At 52.9% G+C, this 17,116-nt stretch carries 14 protein-coding genes; 11 read left to right on the forward strand and 3 right to left on the reverse strand.

Annotated elements, in window-relative coordinates; translation table 11 throughout:
• The first annotated feature begins 1 nt into the window (after position 1).
• The 8 genes from hrpA (at position 2) to ACKI61_RS14135 (ending at position 10,975) form a co-directional block, all read left to right on the forward strand.
• On the forward strand, positions 2–3,934 hold the full coding sequence (gene hrpA / locus ACKI61_RS14100) for an ATP-dependent RNA helicase HrpA (RefSeq protein WP_407458302.1): 3,933 nt from the start codon (positions 2–4) through the stop codon (positions 3,932–3,934).
• A gap of 54 nt (positions 3,935–3,988) precedes the next feature.
• Positions 3,989–4,753, forward strand: coding sequence for a Nif3-like dinuclear metal center hexameric protein (locus ACKI61_RS14105; protein WP_407458303.1), 765 nt, complete (start codon positions 3,989–3,991; stop codon positions 4,751–4,753).
• 145 nt (positions 4,754–4,898) lie between these two features.
• Complete coding sequence (locus ACKI61_RS14110) at positions 4,899–5,819, forward strand: M23 family metallopeptidase (protein ID WP_407458304.1); 921 nt, start codon at positions 4,899–4,901, stop codon at positions 5,817–5,819.
• Between the two features lie 82 nt (positions 5,820–5,901).
• Complete coding sequence (locus ACKI61_RS14115; protein ID WP_407458305.1) at positions 5,902–7,140, forward strand: lamin tail domain-containing protein; 1,239 nt, start codon at positions 5,902–5,904, stop codon at positions 7,138–7,140.
• Positions 7,141–7,405: 265 nt separating this feature from the next.
• Positions 7,406–7,924, forward strand: a complete 519-nt coding sequence (locus tag ACKI61_RS14120) for a hypothetical protein (RefSeq protein WP_407458306.1) — start codon at positions 7,406–7,408, stop codon at positions 7,922–7,924.
• Between the two features lie 15 nt (positions 7,925–7,939).
• Positions 7,940–9,196 (forward strand): hypothetical protein, encoded by a 1,257-nt coding sequence (locus ACKI61_RS14125; RefSeq protein WP_407458307.1) that lies wholly within the window; start codon positions 7,940–7,942, stop codon positions 9,194–9,196.
• Positions 9,196–9,642, forward strand: coding sequence for a rhodanese-like domain-containing protein (locus ACKI61_RS14130; RefSeq protein WP_407458308.1), 447 nt, complete (start codon positions 9,196–9,198; stop codon positions 9,640–9,642). Before ACKI61_RS14125 ends, ACKI61_RS14130 begins: the two co-directional genes overlap by 1 nt.
• A gap of 58 nt (positions 9,643–9,700) precedes the next feature.
• Positions 9,701–10,975: a bifunctional diaminohydroxyphosphoribosylaminopyrimidine deaminase/5-amino-6-(5-phosphoribosylamino)uracil reductase gene (locus ACKI61_RS14135; RefSeq protein ID WP_407458309.1), complete on the forward strand. Its 1,275-nt coding sequence runs from the start codon at positions 9,701–9,703 to the stop codon at positions 10,973–10,975.
• Between the two features lie 35 nt (positions 10,976–11,010).
• On the opposite strand, the gene ACKI61_RS14140 is transcribed toward ACKI61_RS14135, so the two are convergent.
• Both ACKI61_RS14140 and sufC read right to left on the reverse strand, forming a co-directional pair.
• A complete protein-coding gene (locus ACKI61_RS14140) occupies positions 11,011–12,006 on the reverse strand; it encodes a SufD family Fe-S cluster assembly protein (protein WP_407458310.1) in 996 nt (331 codons plus the stop codon).
• The gene (gene sufC, locus ACKI61_RS14145; RefSeq protein WP_088658070.1) at positions 12,006–12,752 is read right to left on the reverse strand and encodes a Fe-S cluster assembly ATPase SufC; all 747 of its coding nucleotides are present in this window, start codon (positions 12,750–12,752) and stop codon (positions 12,006–12,008) included. The genes ACKI61_RS14140 and sufC overlap by 1 nt, the downstream gene beginning before the upstream one ends.
• Before the next feature lie 179 nt (positions 12,753–12,931).
• Between sufC and der the strand changes: the two genes are divergently transcribed.
• From der to ACKI61_RS14160, 3 genes are all read left to right on the forward strand, one after another.
• Complete coding sequence (gene der / locus ACKI61_RS14150) at positions 12,932–14,374, forward strand: ribosome biogenesis GTPase Der (RefSeq protein WP_407458311.1); 1,443 nt, start codon at positions 12,932–12,934, stop codon at positions 14,372–14,374.
• Complete coding sequence (plsY, locus tag ACKI61_RS14155; RefSeq protein ID WP_407458312.1) at positions 14,307–14,942, forward strand: glycerol-3-phosphate 1-O-acyltransferase PlsY; 636 nt, start codon at positions 14,307–14,309, stop codon at positions 14,940–14,942. Before der ends, plsY begins: the two co-directional genes overlap by 68 nt.
• Before the next feature lie 124 nt (positions 14,943–15,066).
• Positions 15,067–16,098, forward strand: coding sequence for an NAD(P)H-dependent glycerol-3-phosphate dehydrogenase (locus ACKI61_RS14160; RefSeq protein ID WP_407458313.1), 1,032 nt, complete (start codon positions 15,067–15,069; stop codon positions 16,096–16,098).
• A gap of 54 nt (positions 16,099–16,152) precedes the next feature.
• On the opposite strand, the gene ACKI61_RS14165 is transcribed toward ACKI61_RS14160, so the two are convergent.
• Positions 16,153–17,100: a lysylphosphatidylglycerol synthase transmembrane domain-containing protein gene (locus ACKI61_RS14165; RefSeq protein WP_407458314.1), complete on the reverse strand. Its 948-nt coding sequence runs from the start codon at positions 17,098–17,100 to the stop codon at positions 16,153–16,155.
• Positions 17,101–17,116 lie beyond the last annotated feature (16 nt).

Here is a 17,116-nt window from a genome sequence, read left to right on the forward strand (position 1 = left end):
CATGGGTTCGATAAAAATAGAGTATCCGGAACTTCCCGTAGTTGAACACCGGGAAGAGTTTTTTGAGCTGCTCGAAAAGCATCAGGTGGTAATTGTCAAGGCGGATACGGGGTCCGGCAAGTCGACGCAGTTGCCGAAGTTTTTGCTGGAGTGGTATTCCTCAAAGGGCGAAGCCCGAGCCCATACCTCAGAGCGCGAAGCGCGTCCTCAGAACCCCTTCAAAATCGGCGTTACAGAACCTCGCCGACTTGCGGCGATTTCTATTGCCGATCGCCTGCGCGAAGAACTCAAGGACGAAATGCTCGTCAGCACCAAGATCCGTTTCTGGGAGCAGGGCCAGAGTGATGCGCCCATCAAGGTGATGACCGACGGTATTTTGTTGCAGGAATTCCGCCGCGACAGGCTGTTCCGCCAGTATTCGGCGATTGTAATTGACGAAGCGCATGAGCGTTCGCTGAATATCGATATTCTGCTTGGCATTTTCAAGACGGTTTTACAGGCTCGCCCCGAATTCAAACTGATTGTGGCCTCCGCGACGCTGGATGCGAAGCTTTTTGAGGAATTTTACGACAACAGTTGCGTGCTCGAAGCCGAGGGTCGCACGTACCCGGTCGATGTGGAGTATTATTTTTCAGACGAGAGAACGGGCAGAGCCCTGCAGACGAGAGACGAGAGGGTTTTGGGGCGCGATATCAGTGGCAAAGGTGATTCCGGCTTGCTGGATGAAGCCCGCGATGCGATTTTAGATTTGGAAACGCGCCATCGCGACCATTTGCTGTGTTTTTTGCCGACGGAACGCGATATTCAAGATTTAGCGGGGGAGCTTGCCCACGAATTGGATTCGGCGAGTTTCGATATCTTGCCGCTTTATGGCCGCATGAGTCCGGACGAACAGCGCCGCATCTTTAAGCATACGGGAAAGACCCGCGTGGTGCTTGCGACAAACATTGCCGAAACTTCTTTAACGATTCCGGGAATTGCCTATGTGGTGGATACGGGCATGGCCCGCATTTCGCGGTACAATGCGCAGTCGCGTATTCAGGGGCTCCCGGTCGAAGAAATTTCAAAAGCGTCTGCGCGGCAGCGCACTGGGCGCGCGGGGCGCGTAAAGCCTGGCGTATGTATAAGACTTTATTCGCCCGAAGAATTCGAGAAGCGAGACGAGTTTACGGAGCCGGAAATCCGGCGCAGTAATCTCGCGAACGTTGTTTTGCAACTCAGAAGCCTCGGGCTGGAGCTGGAGAACTTCCCGTTCCTGCAATCGCCGCCGCATTCGGCATTCCGCGGCGCGTACAAGACGCTTTTCGAACTCGGCGCGTTGACCGCGGATAATTCCAGCGGCCATGTGACGAAGCTTGGCCGCGAAATGACGCGGCTTCCGATGGACGTGGCGCTTTCGGCGGTGCTTTTACGGGCGCGCGAATCGGGAGTGCTACAACCCGCGTTAATTGTCTGCTCGGCACTCTCGATTCAGGACCCGCGAGTGGTCCCCGGCGAGGAGCCGGAGCGCACCCGCATTCGTCAGCTGCATCGCAAGTTTGCGGGCCACAAGAGCGACTTTCTCACCTACATTTGCATGTGGAATGCCTTCTGCGCCGAATGGGACGGCAAATCTTGGAACAAGTTGCGCAAATTCTGCGACAAGTTCAGCTTCCATTTTTTGCGTTGCCGCGAATGGATCGATCTGTACGAACAATTCGGTCGCATTCTCGACGTGAAATACGAAAACCGCGTCTGCCCGCTGGATAGTTTCCATGCCGACAACTTGCACATCGCGCTCCTTTCGGGATTCCTCGGAGGCATTGCCCGCCGCGATATCGAAAACGGCTGCTACCGACTGGTAAGCGGCCGCGAAACGCATGTATTCCCCGGTAGCGATTTGTACGGCAAGAGTGTGGAATGGCTCTTTAGCGCCGAAGTCCGCGAGACAAGCCGCATCTTCTTGAACAAGGGCGCCGAAATCAAGCCCGAATGGATTATGCAGGTGGCTGAACCCTTTTGCACCCGCCGCTGGTATTCGCCCATGTGGAACCAGGAGCGTGGCTTTGTCGAGGCGGTGGAAGAAGTGAGCTTCAGGGGCCTTGTCATCAGTCGCGGACACCGGGTGGATTACGCCCGCGTAAATCCCGACGAATGTGCCGAAATTTTCTGGCGCGAGGCGGTGGTGCTCGGGCAAATGGCGCGCCCCTTCGCCTTCATGACCCACAACGAGCGCGTGGTCGAAGACTTGCATGCCTTGGAGGCTCGCAAGCGCCAATTCGGGCTTGCTCCCAGCGAAGACGCCCTGGTGGATTATTACGTGCGCATCGCCCATAGTGTCAATTCCATCAAGACGCTCAAGGACTACATCAAGGAACACACCGACCAGTTCCTGAAATTTGACGCGAAATTCTGGCTGGACCAGAATGAAAACAGCTACGTCATTGCGAGCTCCGAAGGAGCGAAGCAATCCATGGCTGATTTTTTCGGTAAGGATACCTCGAGGCTGAAAAAATCCGCCAAGGCTCCAGAACCAGCCCTCGGGGGTTCCATTGAACAGTTCCGCGTTGAAGGTCTTGACGGTTCTTGCCGCATGGTTACGGGCGAGATGGTCTTTGATGCGACCAAGGAATACGACGGCATTACGCTGGAGCTGCCTTATGACATGCTCCCGCAGCTCACTCCCGCGAAACTTGCGCTTTCGATTCACCAGTGGCGCGAATGGATGGCTGAATCGGTTATCCGCGAAATGCCGAAGGCCGCTAAGAAACAGTTGGAAAATCGCCGCACCTTTATCGATGACGCCTTCTGCGATAAACTGAAGGAAAATCCGCATAAGGCCCCGCTCCTGCTTTTGTACGAAGTCTTCGCCGGTATGAAGCAGCTGGATTGCGACATCCCGACGGTTACGCCCGAAAAAGAAAACCACCTGCGCCTGCACACCAAGATTTTCAAGACTGGTTTCCCGGAGAAATTTGCCTGCGAAATCAACCCCGAATGGGGAAGCTTCAATCTGTTCGCCGCGGTTCGTCCGGTGGTGGTGACTTTTGGCATCGATTTTGCGCTCGGCGACATGCGCTTTGGCTGGCGCCTCGGCGAATCGGCCCTCATGACTCCGGCTGAATCTTCTTTTTGGCAGGCATTCCGCAAGCGGGTCGAAGGTCCGGCCGAGCCTGATACGCTCGTTACCGATCGCCTGAACCTGCTGGAGACCGGCGGACTTTACGCTGATGGCTTCAAGACGGCCCTCAAGGCTTGGGTGTTAAAATCTCTTGCTGCGGACAATCTGGATGCGAACCGCTGCGTGCGTTTTTCGGGTCTGGAATTCTCCCGCGGCAAGAAAATCAACGATTTCAAGAATCTTGCGGTATCTTCCCGCAGCGAAGATGACGAGGTACGCCTCGCCTTGGTGCGTGCGACTTACGAGTCGGCCCTGCTCGGCGCCGAGGCGTTTGTTACCTTCTGGGACATTCTCCGCGAATTCTCGGTCGCCATGCGCCAGGGCGGTGACCATGCACGCGACGCCCTCGGTGTCATCACGGCGAATCACAAGTCTATCGGTAAAATCATCGCTCTTTATGCATCCGACAAGGAGACGACCCTGTTCGAGCGGCTTTGCGCTTTGGGCGAGATGATTCCGGGCGCACCGACCTTATCCCGAGACAAGGCTCCCTTAAGGCCCGAATTATCGGTGCGCACGCTCCGCGAAAAGTTCCGCCCCTTCCTCAAGGCGCGATTCATGAAGGACCACGAGCTGAAAAAGGCGCGCGACCTTCTTTCGAGAATGGAACGTCTCTCTGCTGACGAAGCCGAATTCCCGGAACTTTACCTGCAGTCTTGCGCCATGCTCGAAGATTTTGAAATTCTCAAATTCAAGCGTAAGGGCGATGATTCCGAGGAAATCATCGAAGACGATGCCCTGGCGAAACTCAAGGGACGCTTCGGGCGGTTGTAGCTCCGGCGACTTCTGCACTTGATATTTATATTTTAGTCAAAAAAGAGGCTTTCTATGCAACTTTCCGAATTCTCTGCCTGGCTTGATAACCTGCTTGAACCGAAAATGTTCAAAGACTACTGCGTCGACGGTCTTTGCGTCGAAGCTTCGGACAAGGTCTCGCGAATTGTCACGGGAGTCTCTTTCCGTGACCGCCTCATCGATGCCGCCATCGAGAACAAGGCCGACTGTATTATCGTCCATCACCCGAACGGCTTCTGGAAGGGTGAAAATTGCAGGCTGGTGGGCAAATTTGGCGAACGTATGCGCCGCTTGATGCAGAATGGGATCTCGCTTTACGGCTTCCACCTGCCGCTCGATGGCCACATGGAAGTGGGGAACAACGTGCTGATAGCCAAGGAATTTGGCCTCGAAAATATCGAAGGGTTCCTCCGCGAAGGGGAGCGTACCATCGGGGTTGTGGGCGAGTTTGCCGAACCCGTTTCCGGCGAAGCGTTTGAGGAACTGGCTTGCGGCGTGTTTGAACATGGGGTGCAACATGCCCTGATGTATGGGAAACCTTCGATCAAGAAGGTGGCGGTCTGCAGCGGGTCGGCAGGAGCACCTGCTATCGAAGAGGCTGTCGCTCTCGGCTGCGATGCTTTCGTTACCGGCGAAATCAAGGAAGCGGTCCCTATCACCTGTGAAGAACTGGGTTTCAACTTGCTCAGCTGCGGCCATCACCGCACCGAAATCTTCGGTGTTCGGGCCCTGGCTGCTAAAATCCATGCCGAACTGGGCATCCCGGCTACCTTTATCGACATCGATAACGAAGTTTAATGAGTTTCCCAAATTCTTACTTTTTTCTTGCGGCAATAGCCGGAAATGTTGTTTTTTTGGCCAAAAAACGCAGTTTGGGGGCGGTTTGACCACGCTCACACTATTTTACATTGTTTTTCGACCCCTTTTTGCTATTTTTACGCCCGTGAATTTTTACAAGACCACCATCCACTTCCAGAACTCTTCGAAGTCTGTGACGCTGCATGTGCCAGCGTTTGTCTTCAAGGCCTGGCCGGTGCTCCGCATTTTTGTGGCGATTGGAGTCTTGCTGTTCGTGGTGCAGATGGCCTCGACGACCATTTACGATGGCGTCTTGAACCACCAGTTGAACGAGCGCGCGAAGCTTGACCGCGAAATGTCCCAAATCCAGGGAACGCTTGACTACCTGGCGAATACGACTTCTGCATTCTTTACCGACGAAAATCGTCTTTACGCGCGCTTTGGACTGCCCACCCAGGACGAATCTTCCAGGGAACTGGGTACCGGCGGTGCCATCAGTGCGGATTCCCTTTTGCTCCGCAACACGTCCCCAGTCTTTGAACGGATGTCGATTCTTGGCGAGACTGCCCAGCGCATTCAGGGCAAGCTCGCAAACAATGACGCTTCTTTCCGCAACCTGAACAAGTACATGGACCAGAAAATGTCGGCATGGCGCTTTGTTCCGTCGATTTCCCCGACGAATGGCCGCTACGCTTCGGCTTTTGGTCCCCGAATCCACCCGGTGACGGGAGAAGTCGGCAAGATGCACCAGGGTGTGGATATCGCTAACGAACGCTGGACTCCGATTTACGCCTCTGCCGATGGGGTAATCGAAGTGTCTCAGCTGAGTTCGACCTTTGGTAACTTTGTGACGATCGACCACGGGAACAACATCAAGACACGCTACGGCCACATGCAGCTGTCTATTGTTCACCCGGGCCAGTTTGTCCACCGCTACCAGGTGATTGGTTATATGGGTAATACCGGACGTTCCGTGGGCCCGCACCTCCATTACGAGGTCTGGGTCGGAAACGCCCCTGTAAACCCGCTTGCCTATATGTTGCCTAACGGCTATACCGTCGACTGACGGTCCCTGGGTAACGCCGCTGTCCGAAAGATTTGGCGCCGGCTTGACTGGCTAAGGATGGCACCACCCCTAGGGGGTGATTTTGATTCAAATGTTGTCTGTGCGGCACTCCTGGTGCTGTGCTTTTGCTGTCTGCATGGTCTTAGCTCGGTGCGGAACTTTAGCCTATGCCTGCCCCAAGTTTGTGGAGTTTTTCGCGGATCCGGTGGATGTTTCCGACCAGGAAGGCGAATTTGTCGAAATTCGTCTGCAGGGGTTGGACGATAATGTCCTGGAGCCGAAGGCCGATAGCCTGATCGTTCTGTTTGAAGATCGTACTTCTCTGCGGTTTGCTTACCCAGGAGGGAGTCGATTCGTGCTGGTACACGACAGCTTGCAGTGCCCGCCGCTCGATAGCGTATCGTGTGGCTTGCTGGGGAGTATCTCGCTTCCGAATTCGCGTGAATCGGTTTGGCGGCTTTCGGCGGGGGAGTGTCTTGACTCTGCACAAGTTCCTAAACCGAAACCGGGCAAGTCGCTGCAGCGCATTAAGGAAACCGATGTGTGGACGGTTGCGGAGCCGACTCCGGGGGAAATCAATTCTTACGATGAACTTGGGTTTGTGGCGGAACCGATCGTTCCCGACTCGCTCTTATCGCTTGTCTTTAGCGAAATACACCATTGTCCGGCGGAGCCTGAACCGGAGTGGGTCGAAGTTTACAATGCGTCAAGGCGTTCCCTTGCAATGCGTGATTTCCGCTTTTGCGGCAAGAAGGTGACCTGGAGCGAGTCTGTGCGCGATTCGGTCGGTCCCTTTGAAACGCTCATTTTCACCAGGGATTCCGCCCTTTTGCGGGAATATCTTGGATTTCGCGATGTTCGCCTGGTTCAGTATCCGATGGGGTATCTGAACAATGCGGCAGGATCAATTTCGATATGCCGTGGTGAATTTGTGGTAGATAGCGTCTCTTGGGATAAGAATACGGTGAAGTGTCCGTCAGGATTCAACCCGATGACAGGGCGTAGTGAGAGCACACCTGGGTTCCAGGGGGGGGCGAAAAGAGGCCCTTCGCAGATGAAAACTCCATTTAGCTACAAGGTTTCTTCGCGGGTGCTGCGGTTGCGAAAAACGCCTTTGCGGGTGTATGTCGAAAGCGAATCTTCGGTATCCCTGAAGCTTCTTGACTCGACGGGTCGCCCTCAGTGGAAGTTTGAGGTCCCTTCCCAGTCGAGTGTCTGGTGGAATGTCCCGCTTGATTCCGTGACGCATGTTGGGGTGGTGTATTTGTCGTTGTCGGTGGGGCGTTACGAGCAACTTGTTGGAATTTTGGTGAGGCCCTAGGATGCGGTGTTTTTTATTGATATGCGTTTTGCTGCTGGCGGGTGTCTCGCATGCATTTGACCTTCCCGGTGAATTTGCTCAAAATCCGAATGGATCCTTGGCGTTGTCAGGGTTGCCAGGATTTCGTTCCACGCCAGCCCGGTTTGTAGAACCTGGTTTTGGTGTATCGTATGCGCGAGTTTTGGGGGCTGAAGAACATGTTGCAGCGGCGGCAGGGGAGTTTGGGTGGGAAAAACTATGCGGTGGGAAATGTCCCGGTCTTCGAGTGGCGTTCTTCGGCTCATATACGGAGCTCGATTCCATTTACAGGCAGGTTTATTCGGAATGGGATGCTTCCACTTTCGGTTCCTGGTACATCGTAGGTGTGGGCTACGGGCTTTCGGTGGAATGGATTCCAGGCGAAAGCCGGTGGACAGGAAATCGTTACAAGTTGGGAGGATCTCTTTTGTGGAGCCCCCTGACGGTGTCAGGCTTGCTTTCGTGGATGGATTACCCCGACAACTTGATGGTGGATTATGCGGTGTCCGTTCGTTTGGATCTTGCTCGGCGGTTCTATTCGTTTGTTGAATATGACGGAGAGTCGTTCGATGTAGGTAGCGCGATCCGTTTTAAGTATATGACGCTTCAGTCATCTTATCGCTTTCCTGATTTTGGGGTGGGATGCTCGATGGAATTTCTTTTAGGCGGAGTGTCCGCTGCGGCTACGTATGGCTTTGTTGAACAAATATGGGACTGGTTTGGTGTGAGTCTTTCAAAGACGGTCCGAAAAAAGACTATATTATGAAGGAAAGGTAATTTGATGCAGGTTTCCGTAGGTGTCATTATTGCGTTCTTTTTTGGCGGCTTCTTAGTCGTGACGGCTCTAGTGGTGTCCCTATTGCTGATGCGCAACTTGTTGCAAAAGCAAAAGATCTATTCCAATTTCGCGGGTTACTTGAGCGACTTTTTGGTCATTGTTTCGATGGATGGTCGGCTGATCGATGCTACGCCTACCTATATCACGGATCCGCTTTACGAATTGATTCTTCGTAAAAAATCCTTCAAGCGGATATTTTCGGATGCGGAATATAAAAGGTTCCTGGAGTATGTGAAGGGACTGGATTCTTATCCTGACATTCCCTTCGTGTTTTCGCAGGATTGTGGCGCTGGTTTGAATTGGTATGAAATCAGGGCTATTATGCAGAAGCAAAGTGGCGATGTACACATGGTCCTTTTGCTCAAGAATGTGACGATGGACGTGGAATCGAGAAGCCAACGCGACAGTCTTAAAGAAAATGTGGATATGCTTCTGCAGAATACGGGTGACTTTTTGTGGTCGATGGATATTGATACCCGCAAGTTCACGTTCCTGTCGCCATTGATGGACGATGAAGGTCGCGCCATTCCTAGGTCGCTGGGAGTGCAGGATATTCGCTCCATGATGCCCGAAGAAGACTACGCCTTTTTTGACAAGCATTTGAATGCCCGTGTGGTGGAGTTCCGTGCGACGGGACAGAATACAAGCGAAAGCCGCGGTGTAAAACTGCGCTTGAATGGCGAAAACGGAAGGCTGGACTGGTACGCTTTCTGTGGAAGACTCTATACCGAAGAAAATGCAAAAATTGTATTCCGCGGGTCGGCAAGGCGTTTGGACCTGCAGCTCGAAAATCCGATTGTCGATGAAGGCGATGTGAACGAATCCGTCCAGTCTTCAGCTTTGGCATTCCCAGATATTCGCGTGTTTTGGATTGATAGGGACTACAAGGTCTGTGGATGTAATCAGGCTTTTTCTCTAGCCTTTGGAAAGCCCGTGCCCAAGGAAATTGAGGGCAAACGCCTTTTGGAAGTGGTCCGTCCGAAGTATTTTTCTTTCTTCCATGGTGTTATTTCGGAAGTGTTTGAAAAAGGTCTTTCGAAGTCGTGGAAAGGCGTGTTCGGTGTTGGAAAGCGTCTGCTGTGGTTTAATGCTGTGCCAATCAAGCGTGCCGATGGCTATACACATCGCGTCCTTGGGGTCTATATGCAGCTAGATGAAAACGATTTCAATATCACTAATAAGCTAAAAATGGAGAAATGATGAAAAAAGTGATTCTTTTTGCTGTTGCCAGCATGTTTATGGTTGCTGGTTGTGAAGAAAAGAAACCCGAAACGGTTGCAGAACAACCGAAGCCTGTTGTAGAACAGCCTGCCGCTAAGGCTGCTCCGGCACCGTCGTCGGTTGCTGTCAAGGTGGGAATTCAGTCTGTTGAATGGGATAAGGCCATTCAGATGAATGCTGAAGGGGCTATTTATGTCGATGTTCGTAATCCGTCTGAACTGAGCGATGGCTATGCCCAGAATGCCGTGAACATTCCGCTGGGTGAAATTAAGCAGCGCTTTGGCGAGCTTCCGAAGGACAAGGATCTTTTGATTTATTGCCGTTCTGGTCGCCGCAGTGAGATTGCCACCAAGTTCCTGATGGACCAGGGATACACCCGCGTGTATAATGTGCTCGGTGGCTATCTTGCTTATCCGAAGAAGTAATCTATCAAAGTGCTCCCTGCATTTATCGCTTTGTTCGAGGTGTGTTGAACATCTTGGTATGAATTATCTGCAACTTGCGTTTGAGCATTCCCTGTTTTCTGTAGGGATTAGTCGCCCGAATCCTGCTGTCGGTGCGGTTGTGGTTCGTGACGGCATTGTTGTGGGAAAGGGGCGTACGCAGCGCCCGGGAAATGCCCATGCCGAGGTGATGGCGCTGCGTGACGCGGGCGAGTTTGCCCGCGGGGCGGCCATCTATGTAACGCTGGAACCTTGCTGCCACTATGGCCGCACGCCCCCCTGCACAAAGGCAATCATCGAAGCCGGCATCAAGGAAGTCTACTTCGCGCATGCCGACCCGAATCCGCTGGTGCGCGGCAAGAGCCGAAGCATTCTCGAAGAAGCCGGAATCAAGGTATTCGAAGGTGAGGAGGCTTGCGAACGTGCGATTGCCGATACCGGCTGGGACGATTCCTGCTCTCAGGACGGCTGCAAGGTGCTTTCTGGCGATTCGGCTGCTATGGCGGGGGAACCGGAAACCCGCGCCGAGGCCCGTGCTGAAGCCCGCATGCTCTTTCATGAAATCGAACGCTTTTTCGAAGCCTACGATTTCTTTGTCCGCACCAAGACGACTTTTGTAGAATTAAAATCCGCCATTTCGCAAGAAGGCTACATGGGGGCGGTTGTAGGAGGTGCAAAGGATACTGCGCGTAATGCACCGCTCAAAATCACCGGCCAAGGTGCGAACTGCTGGAACCACGAACTCCGCGCCATGAGCGATGCTATCCTTGTGGGCGCAGGCACCGTTCTTGCCGACAACCCCTCGCTGGATGTGCGCCTTGCCCAAGGGAACAATCCCGTGAAAATCATCTGGGCGGGGCATCACGAATTTAGTGCTGATGAAGTTGCGAACCTTCGCGTGTTCCTGGCGCCTGTAGAAGAAGGCAAGGCACCCATTGTCTTTACATGCGTGCCGCAGCCCGCGCTGGATAAATTGAATGCAGGGGAGGCGCCGGCTGCTGGAAATTTCGCAGTTGAAGTCGTCGCTTTAAGTAACGCATCCTTCGTCGCGAACTGGCACGAAATGCATGCGAATCTCTCTGCCCGCGGCATGCACCGCCTCATGGTTGAGCCGGGTGCCCGCCTTGCAGAAGAAATCTTTAAATGCGGTCTCTGGAACCGCCTCGATTTGTGGCAATCCTCAGACCCGGCGGTCGACCGTGCGCTTGAATCTAGCGGCGTTGACGGCCTTACTTATCCGGAATTGCCGACGAATCTCGTCGCCCGAGAATCCTTTATGCTCGGGCCCGATGTGTTGACTGTCTACGAAAAATGAAAAATCCCCGACCAAGTCAGGGATGATAATTGCTATTAAAGCGCCTGCATCAGGCGTTTTTTCGCAGGTCCATCCGGTAATTCCAGGAACAATTCCTTCGCAAATGCCTTGGTAAGCATTTCGCGTGCCTTGTCGGAGGGAATTCCGCGGCTTGTCAGGTAGAACATCTGGTCCTTGTCGAGTTCGCCTACGGTATTGCCGTGCGTACATTCCACATCGTCGTGGTAAATCTTGAGCACCGGCTTCACCGAAACGCTCGGACCGTCGCTTAAGAGAATCGTATTCACCAGCTGGCTCGAGTTCACCTTGCTGCAGCTGTTGCCCACAATCACTTGACCGTCGTAGCTCGCGTAAGCGTTTTCGTCGAGAATATTGCGCACGAACTGCGTGCTCATGGTCTCGGGCGCGTTATGCAAAATCGTCAGGCGCTGGTGCTTGGAGGCTGTACCCTTCAGAATATTCAGGCTGCGGTAATCGAAGTTGGCGCCTTCGCCGTTCAACTCGATGTGGGCACTGATGCGGCCGATGCCAGCGTCTTGCAAAACATTCGCAAAACGCACCGTAGAATGCGCAGCCTGCTTGATGTCGAAATGCCTAAAGGTCAGCGGCAAGTCGTTTGCGGGGTTCGCAAAAAAGATTTCGAGCTCCGCGCCTTCGGCAACGTTGATGTCGAAGCGCTCGGCGCAAATTTCGTGCATCACCTTGTTGTCAAGAATCTCGATGCTTGCCTTCGCGTTCTTGCCGATGTTCAAGACGGTACGACCGAAGTCGTTGTTGCACTTGAGCATCGCCATTTCGTTTTCGCCGTCATCAATCGTCTTTACGAGTTTACGGGCGTTGCAGGCAATCGGCAAAAGGGCGGCAAAGTCGTCTTCGCTAGCAAAGTCTTCGTCGCGGGTGCATACGTCAGCGACGCGGCAATCTCCGTCCGCGCCCAGTACATTCGGAATCTTGTTGACTGGGAAAAACGTCCACAATTCGTTATTGCGACGCGGCATTCCCAATTGTTTAATGCGGGTAATGGCGTCCATTAGTTTTCCTCGATCCAGTCGTAGCCTTGTTCTTCGAGCTTCAGCGCAAGTTCCGGGCCGCCCGAAAGAATAATCTTGCCGTGGCGAAGCACGTGCACGTAAGTCGGCTTGATGTAGTCCAGAAGTCTCTGGTAGTGCGTCACCAGAATAACCGCCTTTTCGGGCGACATAATCTGGTTGATACCATGAGCCACAATGCGGAGAGCGTCAATGTCGAGGCCCGAGTCCGTTTCGTCGAGGAACGATACCTTCGGGTCAAGAATCGCCATCTGCAGAATTTCGTTGCGCTTCTTTTCGCCGCCGCTAAAGCCGTCGTTCACGCCGCGGTCGCGGTAACGGTCGTCCATTTCGAGCATGGCCATTTTTTCTTCGCAAAGTTTCTTGAAGTCGGCATCGGCGAGCGGTTCAAGACCCAGGTAGGCGCGCTTGGAGTTGAGCGCCATCTGCAAAAATTCCACGTTGTTCACGCCCGGAATTTCGGTGGGGTATTGCGTGCTGATGAAAAGTCCCGAATTGGCGCGGTCGCAGATTTCCATCGAGAGCAAGTCTTTGCCGTCCAGCGTCACGGAACCTTCGTTCACGGTGTAAGCGGGGTGACCAGCAATCACCTTCGAAAGTGTACTTTTGCCAGACCCGTTCGGGCCCATGATGGCGTGAACTTCACCCGGTTTGACTTCCAGGTTGATTCCCTTCAAAATCTGGGTTCCGTCTTCGATACTTGCTTTAAGGTTCTTGATGGACAGCATAATTCCTCCGGCGCATTTTGCCGCTAGAATATTTTTGCGACAAATTTAGCAAAAAGGTATTGCGTCCAAGAACCCTGTTGATGTCTAGAATACATTTTTGTTTGCTGTACAGATAATGTAATGTTAAATCCCAGAGAGAGTCTTTTGTTGGTGCATCTATTTATCTATATTTATAGGTAATGAAATTACCTGTCGTATGTATAGTTGGACGCCCGAATGTGGGTAAGTCCTCGCTCTTTAACCGAATCTTGGGACGTCGTGCCGCAGTCGTGTCTGACCGCGACGGTGTGACCCGCGATAGGCATTACCAGACGGCCAATTACAAGGGCCATGAATTTACGGTGGTCGATACTGGCGGATTCTTGCCGGACGATTCCATTGACGTTCTCGCTGATAGCGTGCGCACCCAGATTTTTAACGCCGTCGAAGAGGCCGATTTGGTGCTCTTCATGGTCGATGTCCGCGTGGGCATTACCAAGCTCGACGAACAGTTTGCCCGCATGGTCCGCAAGCTCGACAAGAAGGTGATTCTTGTCGCAAACAAGAGCGAAAACGGCGCCGACCGCCAAGAAAGCTACGAGTTCCTGAAGCTTGGTTTCGGTCTTCCTCGCACCATCAGTGCGCTCACGGGCTACGCCTGCCTTTCGCTCATGGACGAAGTCATTACGGTGCTTCCGACACCCGTTCGCGGTGAACGCCGTGAAGAGCGTCCGATTCGCTTTGCCATTCTCGGTCGCCCGAATGCCGGCAAGAGTACGCTCTTGAACCGCTTGCTGAACGAAGACCGTGCCGTGGTGTCCGACATCCCCGGTACGACGCGCGACTCCATTGACTGCGACTTTGCGGTCGACGGAGTCAAGTTCGTGGTGACCGATACGGCAGGACTTCGCAAGAAGGCGAAGGTCGAAGACGAGGTCGAAATTTTCAGCAACATGCGTACGCTCGAAAGCATTCGCCGCTCCGATGTGTCGGTCTTGATGGTCGACTGCACTCGTGGTCTCGAAGTCCAGGACTTCCGCATCATTACCGAAATTCGCAAGGCGGGCAAGGGCCTAGTGCTTGTGCTCAATAAGTGGGACATTTACCCCGACAAGACCGAAAAGTCCTTCGACCACATGGTCAAGGAAATGCTTGAACGCGAGCCGATGCTTGAATACGTGCCGATTATTTCGGCAAGCGCCAAGGAAGGCCAACGCGTGAACCGCATTGTGCAGGCGATTCAGACGGTGTATGCCAACTGTCGCCGCGTGCTTGGCCGCGACCGTGTGGCAACCGCCTTTGCAAGTTTCTTGGAAAAAAATCCTGTCCCAAGCCAGAACGCTCGCGTGGTGCAACTCACCCGCGCTTGCCAGATTATGGTGGAGCCTCCGGTCATTGCAATCGAAACTCGCACACCGGAACTGGTGGCCGATTCTTACAAGCGTTACTTGCTCAAACAGTTTTACGAAGAATTCCAGCTGCAGGGTGCACCCCTCCGCCTGAACTTCGACCAGAAATTAACCCTTAGAAAGGATGAAGATCTTGAACAGTTTACTGAGTCTTCCAATAGCGTACTTGCTGGGGTCAATCCCGAGCGCGATCTGGATCGCAAAAATCGCAAAGGGAAAGTCGTTCGACATTAGGAATTACGGTTCCAAGAACGCCGGACTCACCAATACGTTCCGCGTGCTTGGCTGGAAACCTGCTTTGCCGGTCGTTTTCTTGGATTTGCTCAAGGGCTTCTTTGGCCCGTGGATTGCCATGAAAATGTGTGAGGCGCAGGTGGCAGCCGGTGGAGCCGACTACTCCCATTGGGTGCCTCTCGTTGCAGGCTTACTTGTGATTCTGGGACACAGCTTTACTTGCTTTGCCGGCTTCCGTGGCGGCAAGGGCGTCTTGGCGGCCCTGGGCGTGTTTCTTGCACTTTGCCCGATTACGGCTCTTAGCGCTTTTGGCGTGTGGATTGTCTTTACGATTTCGTCCAAGTATGTTTCTGTTGGAAGCATTGCCGCCTGTGTCGCGCTTGCGACATTTTCAACGATGGGCTATTTCCAGCTGCCGTTCCCGCCGGAAAAGATCAACGAAGGCCTTTGGATTACATGTCTTCTAGTAGCGATTTTTGTGATTGTGAAGCACAAGTCCAACATCAAACGCCTAATGAACGGCACGGAAAATGGATTTGGCAGTAAACGCAAGACGCCGAAAGCATAAATATTGTAGATTGTATAAAACAGTGATTAGTAAACAGTGGTTAGTAGACAGTAGATTGCCAATCGCGACGAAGTCGCTCTAACCACTAGCCACTAACCACTAACCACTTTTTAGGAATTATATTATGAAGGTAACAGTATTAGGTACAGGTGGCTGGGGACTTTCTCTCGGTCAGGTCGTGTACGAAAACAAGAACGAAGTGATGTTCTGGACCAACTCCCAGGCCGAAGTAGACTTGCTCTCTACGGAACACCAGTATAAGGACAAGTTGCCGGGCGTGATTTTCCCGGAAGACTTTAAATACACGACCGACATGAATGCTGCTCTGGATGGTTGTGAAATGGTTTTGATTGTGGTGCCGTCTCAGTTTATGGGCGGCGTCGCGAAAAACCTTGGCAAGTGGACTCCGGCTAAGGGTAAGGAACCGGTGGTGGTCTGCGCCACAAAGGGTATTCTCGAAGGCACGAACCAGCTCATGAGCGAAGTTCTGCTCGAAAATGTTCCTTGGCTCACCGAAGACAAGATGGTGGCCTTTAGCGGTCCGTCGCATGCCGAAGAAGTGAGCCGCCACATCCTCACGGCGATTGTTTCTGCTTGCGTAAACGAAGAATCTGCAAAGCTCGTGCAGAAGACCATGAGCTGCTCTTACTTGCGCGTCTACACCTCTACTGACATTGTGGGTGTGGAACTCTGCGGTTCCGTCAAGAACGTGATTGCAATTGCATCTGGTGTGCTTTACGGACTTGAAGCGGGTGGCAAGTACAAGATTGGCGACAACACGCGTGCTGCCATTCTCACTCGTGGTCAGGCAGAAATGTGTCGCCTTGGTAAGGCTCTCGGTGCAAAGCCCGAAACATTTGCCGGCCTTGCTGGTATGGGCGACTTGATCGTGACTTGCCTTTCTCAGCACAGCCGCAACCGTTATGTGGGCGAACACATCGGTAAGGGCGAAACCATCGAACAGGTTCTCGGTGGCATGAAGATGGTGGCCGAAGGTGTTCCGACATGCAAGAGCACCAAGGCTCTCGCCGACAAGCTCGGTGTCGAAATGCCGATTGTAAACGCTGTTCATGCCCTCTTGTTCGAAGGTAAGAATGTGGACGACGTCATCAAGGAAATGTGGGACCGCGAACTCAAGACGGAAGTTTGGGAATAACCCACACGCGTTTTTTCCTAAGAGGATAATCCGCTGGAGCTTGGGCTCGGCGGATTATTTTTGTTTATTGGATGCGCCGAGAACCACGGCACCCTGCAGAGCTTGGAACAGTAGGGGGATGTACCCCAGGAGCCCTGCCGAAAGTACAACGGGGGCGGGAATTCCAAGAATGCCGGTAAAGAGAGCCACCTGCACGCCTTCGCGGACACCGATGCCGTTCAACGAGATGGGTAGCATCGAGACCACAATGGTGATGCTCGTGAAGACGATCAGAATGCTCAAGTCCATGGAAACGCCGACGGCCCTGAAGTATGCGTAGGCGGTGAACAGTGTCAGCAGTTGCAGCCACAGCGAATCAAGAGACGATAGCAGAATTTGCCTTTTGTGCTGCCTATAGATGGATAGGCTTTTCTGCATTTTCGGAATGAAAGTAAGTTTGTTTGTAATTGTGGCGGGGATAGGCACTTTGTCTGAAAAAAGGCAAAGGACAACCAACAGTGTGCATATAAGTAGCGCAGAGGTCATGACCAGGGTGTAGGCAAACGGAATGTCTGCCTTGTTTAGCGCAAAGGGAAGTGCCAAGAAAAAGCAAAGGAACATGGCCAACAGTCCCTGGATGCGCGACAGTAGCACAGCCGAAATCGATTGGCTGGTTTGGTTGAATTTTTTCCCGAAGGCGAGTGACTTGACTGCATCTCCACCAAAACCGGTGGGGAGCAGGTTGTTGAAGAAGTAACCCATGGCCGTATAGGCATAATAGGTTTTGAAGGGAATTTCTGGCCCCTGAACGGAGAGCCCTTTCCAGCGGTTTGCCTGGATGAGCATAGTGAGATTTGCGGCAACGAGCATTGCTATAATCCAAGGCGTCATGCCAGGATTCCAGTTTTCGGCAACGCTTGCGAAGGGAACTTTGTAGAAAATGTAGACAAAACCGCCAACGCTCACCAGAAGTTGGAAAATTCTTTTGAAAAAAAGCCTTATGCCGGTTTTATCCATTGCCATTCTCCCTAAAAATAGC

Source organism: Fibrobacter sp. (genome assembly GCF_045601785.1).
Taxonomy (GTDB): Bacteria; Fibrobacterota; Fibrobacteria; order Fibrobacterales; family Fibrobacteraceae; genus Fibrobacter.

What these genes read in the sequence shown, in the direction of transcription:
- ACKI61_RS14135 (WP_407458309.1), top strand. Translation starts at nt 9,701, where the DNA reads ATGAATTATCTGCAACTTGCGTTTGAGCATTCCCTGTTTTCTGTAGGG.
- ACKI61_RS14140 (WP_407458310.1), bottom strand. Translation starts at nt 12,006, where the DNA reads ATGGACGCCATTACCCGCATTAAACAATTGGGAATGCCGCGTCGCAAT.
- ACKI61_RS14130 (WP_407458308.1), top strand. Translation starts at nt 9,196, where the DNA reads ATGAAAAAAGTGATTCTTTTTGCTGTTGCCAGCATGTTTATGGTTGCT.
- ACKI61_RS14165 (WP_407458314.1), bottom strand. Translation starts at nt 17,100, where the DNA reads ATGGCAATGGATAAAACCGGCATAAGGCTTTTTTTCAAAAGAATTTTC.
- der (WP_407458311.1), top strand. Translation starts at nt 12,932, where the DNA reads ATGAAATTACCTGTCGTATGTATAGTTGGACGCCCGAATGTGGGTAAG.
- ACKI61_RS14125 (WP_407458307.1), top strand. Translation starts at nt 7,940, where the DNA reads ATGCAGGTTTCCGTAGGTGTCATTATTGCGTTCTTTTTTGGCGGCTTC.
- ACKI61_RS14105 (WP_407458303.1), top strand. Translation starts at nt 3,989, where the DNA reads ATGCAACTTTCCGAATTCTCTGCCTGGCTTGATAACCTGCTTGAACCG.
- hrpA (WP_407458302.1), top strand. Translation starts at nt 2, where the DNA reads ATGGGTTCGATAAAAATAGAGTATCCGGAACTTCCCGTAGTTGAACAC.
- ACKI61_RS14160 (WP_407458313.1), top strand. Translation starts at nt 15,067, where the DNA reads ATGAAGGTAACAGTATTAGGTACAGGTGGCTGGGGACTTTCTCTCGGT.
- sufC (WP_088658070.1), bottom strand. Translation starts at nt 12,752, where the DNA reads ATGCTGTCCATCAAGAACCTTAAAGCAAGTATCGAAGACGGAACCCAG.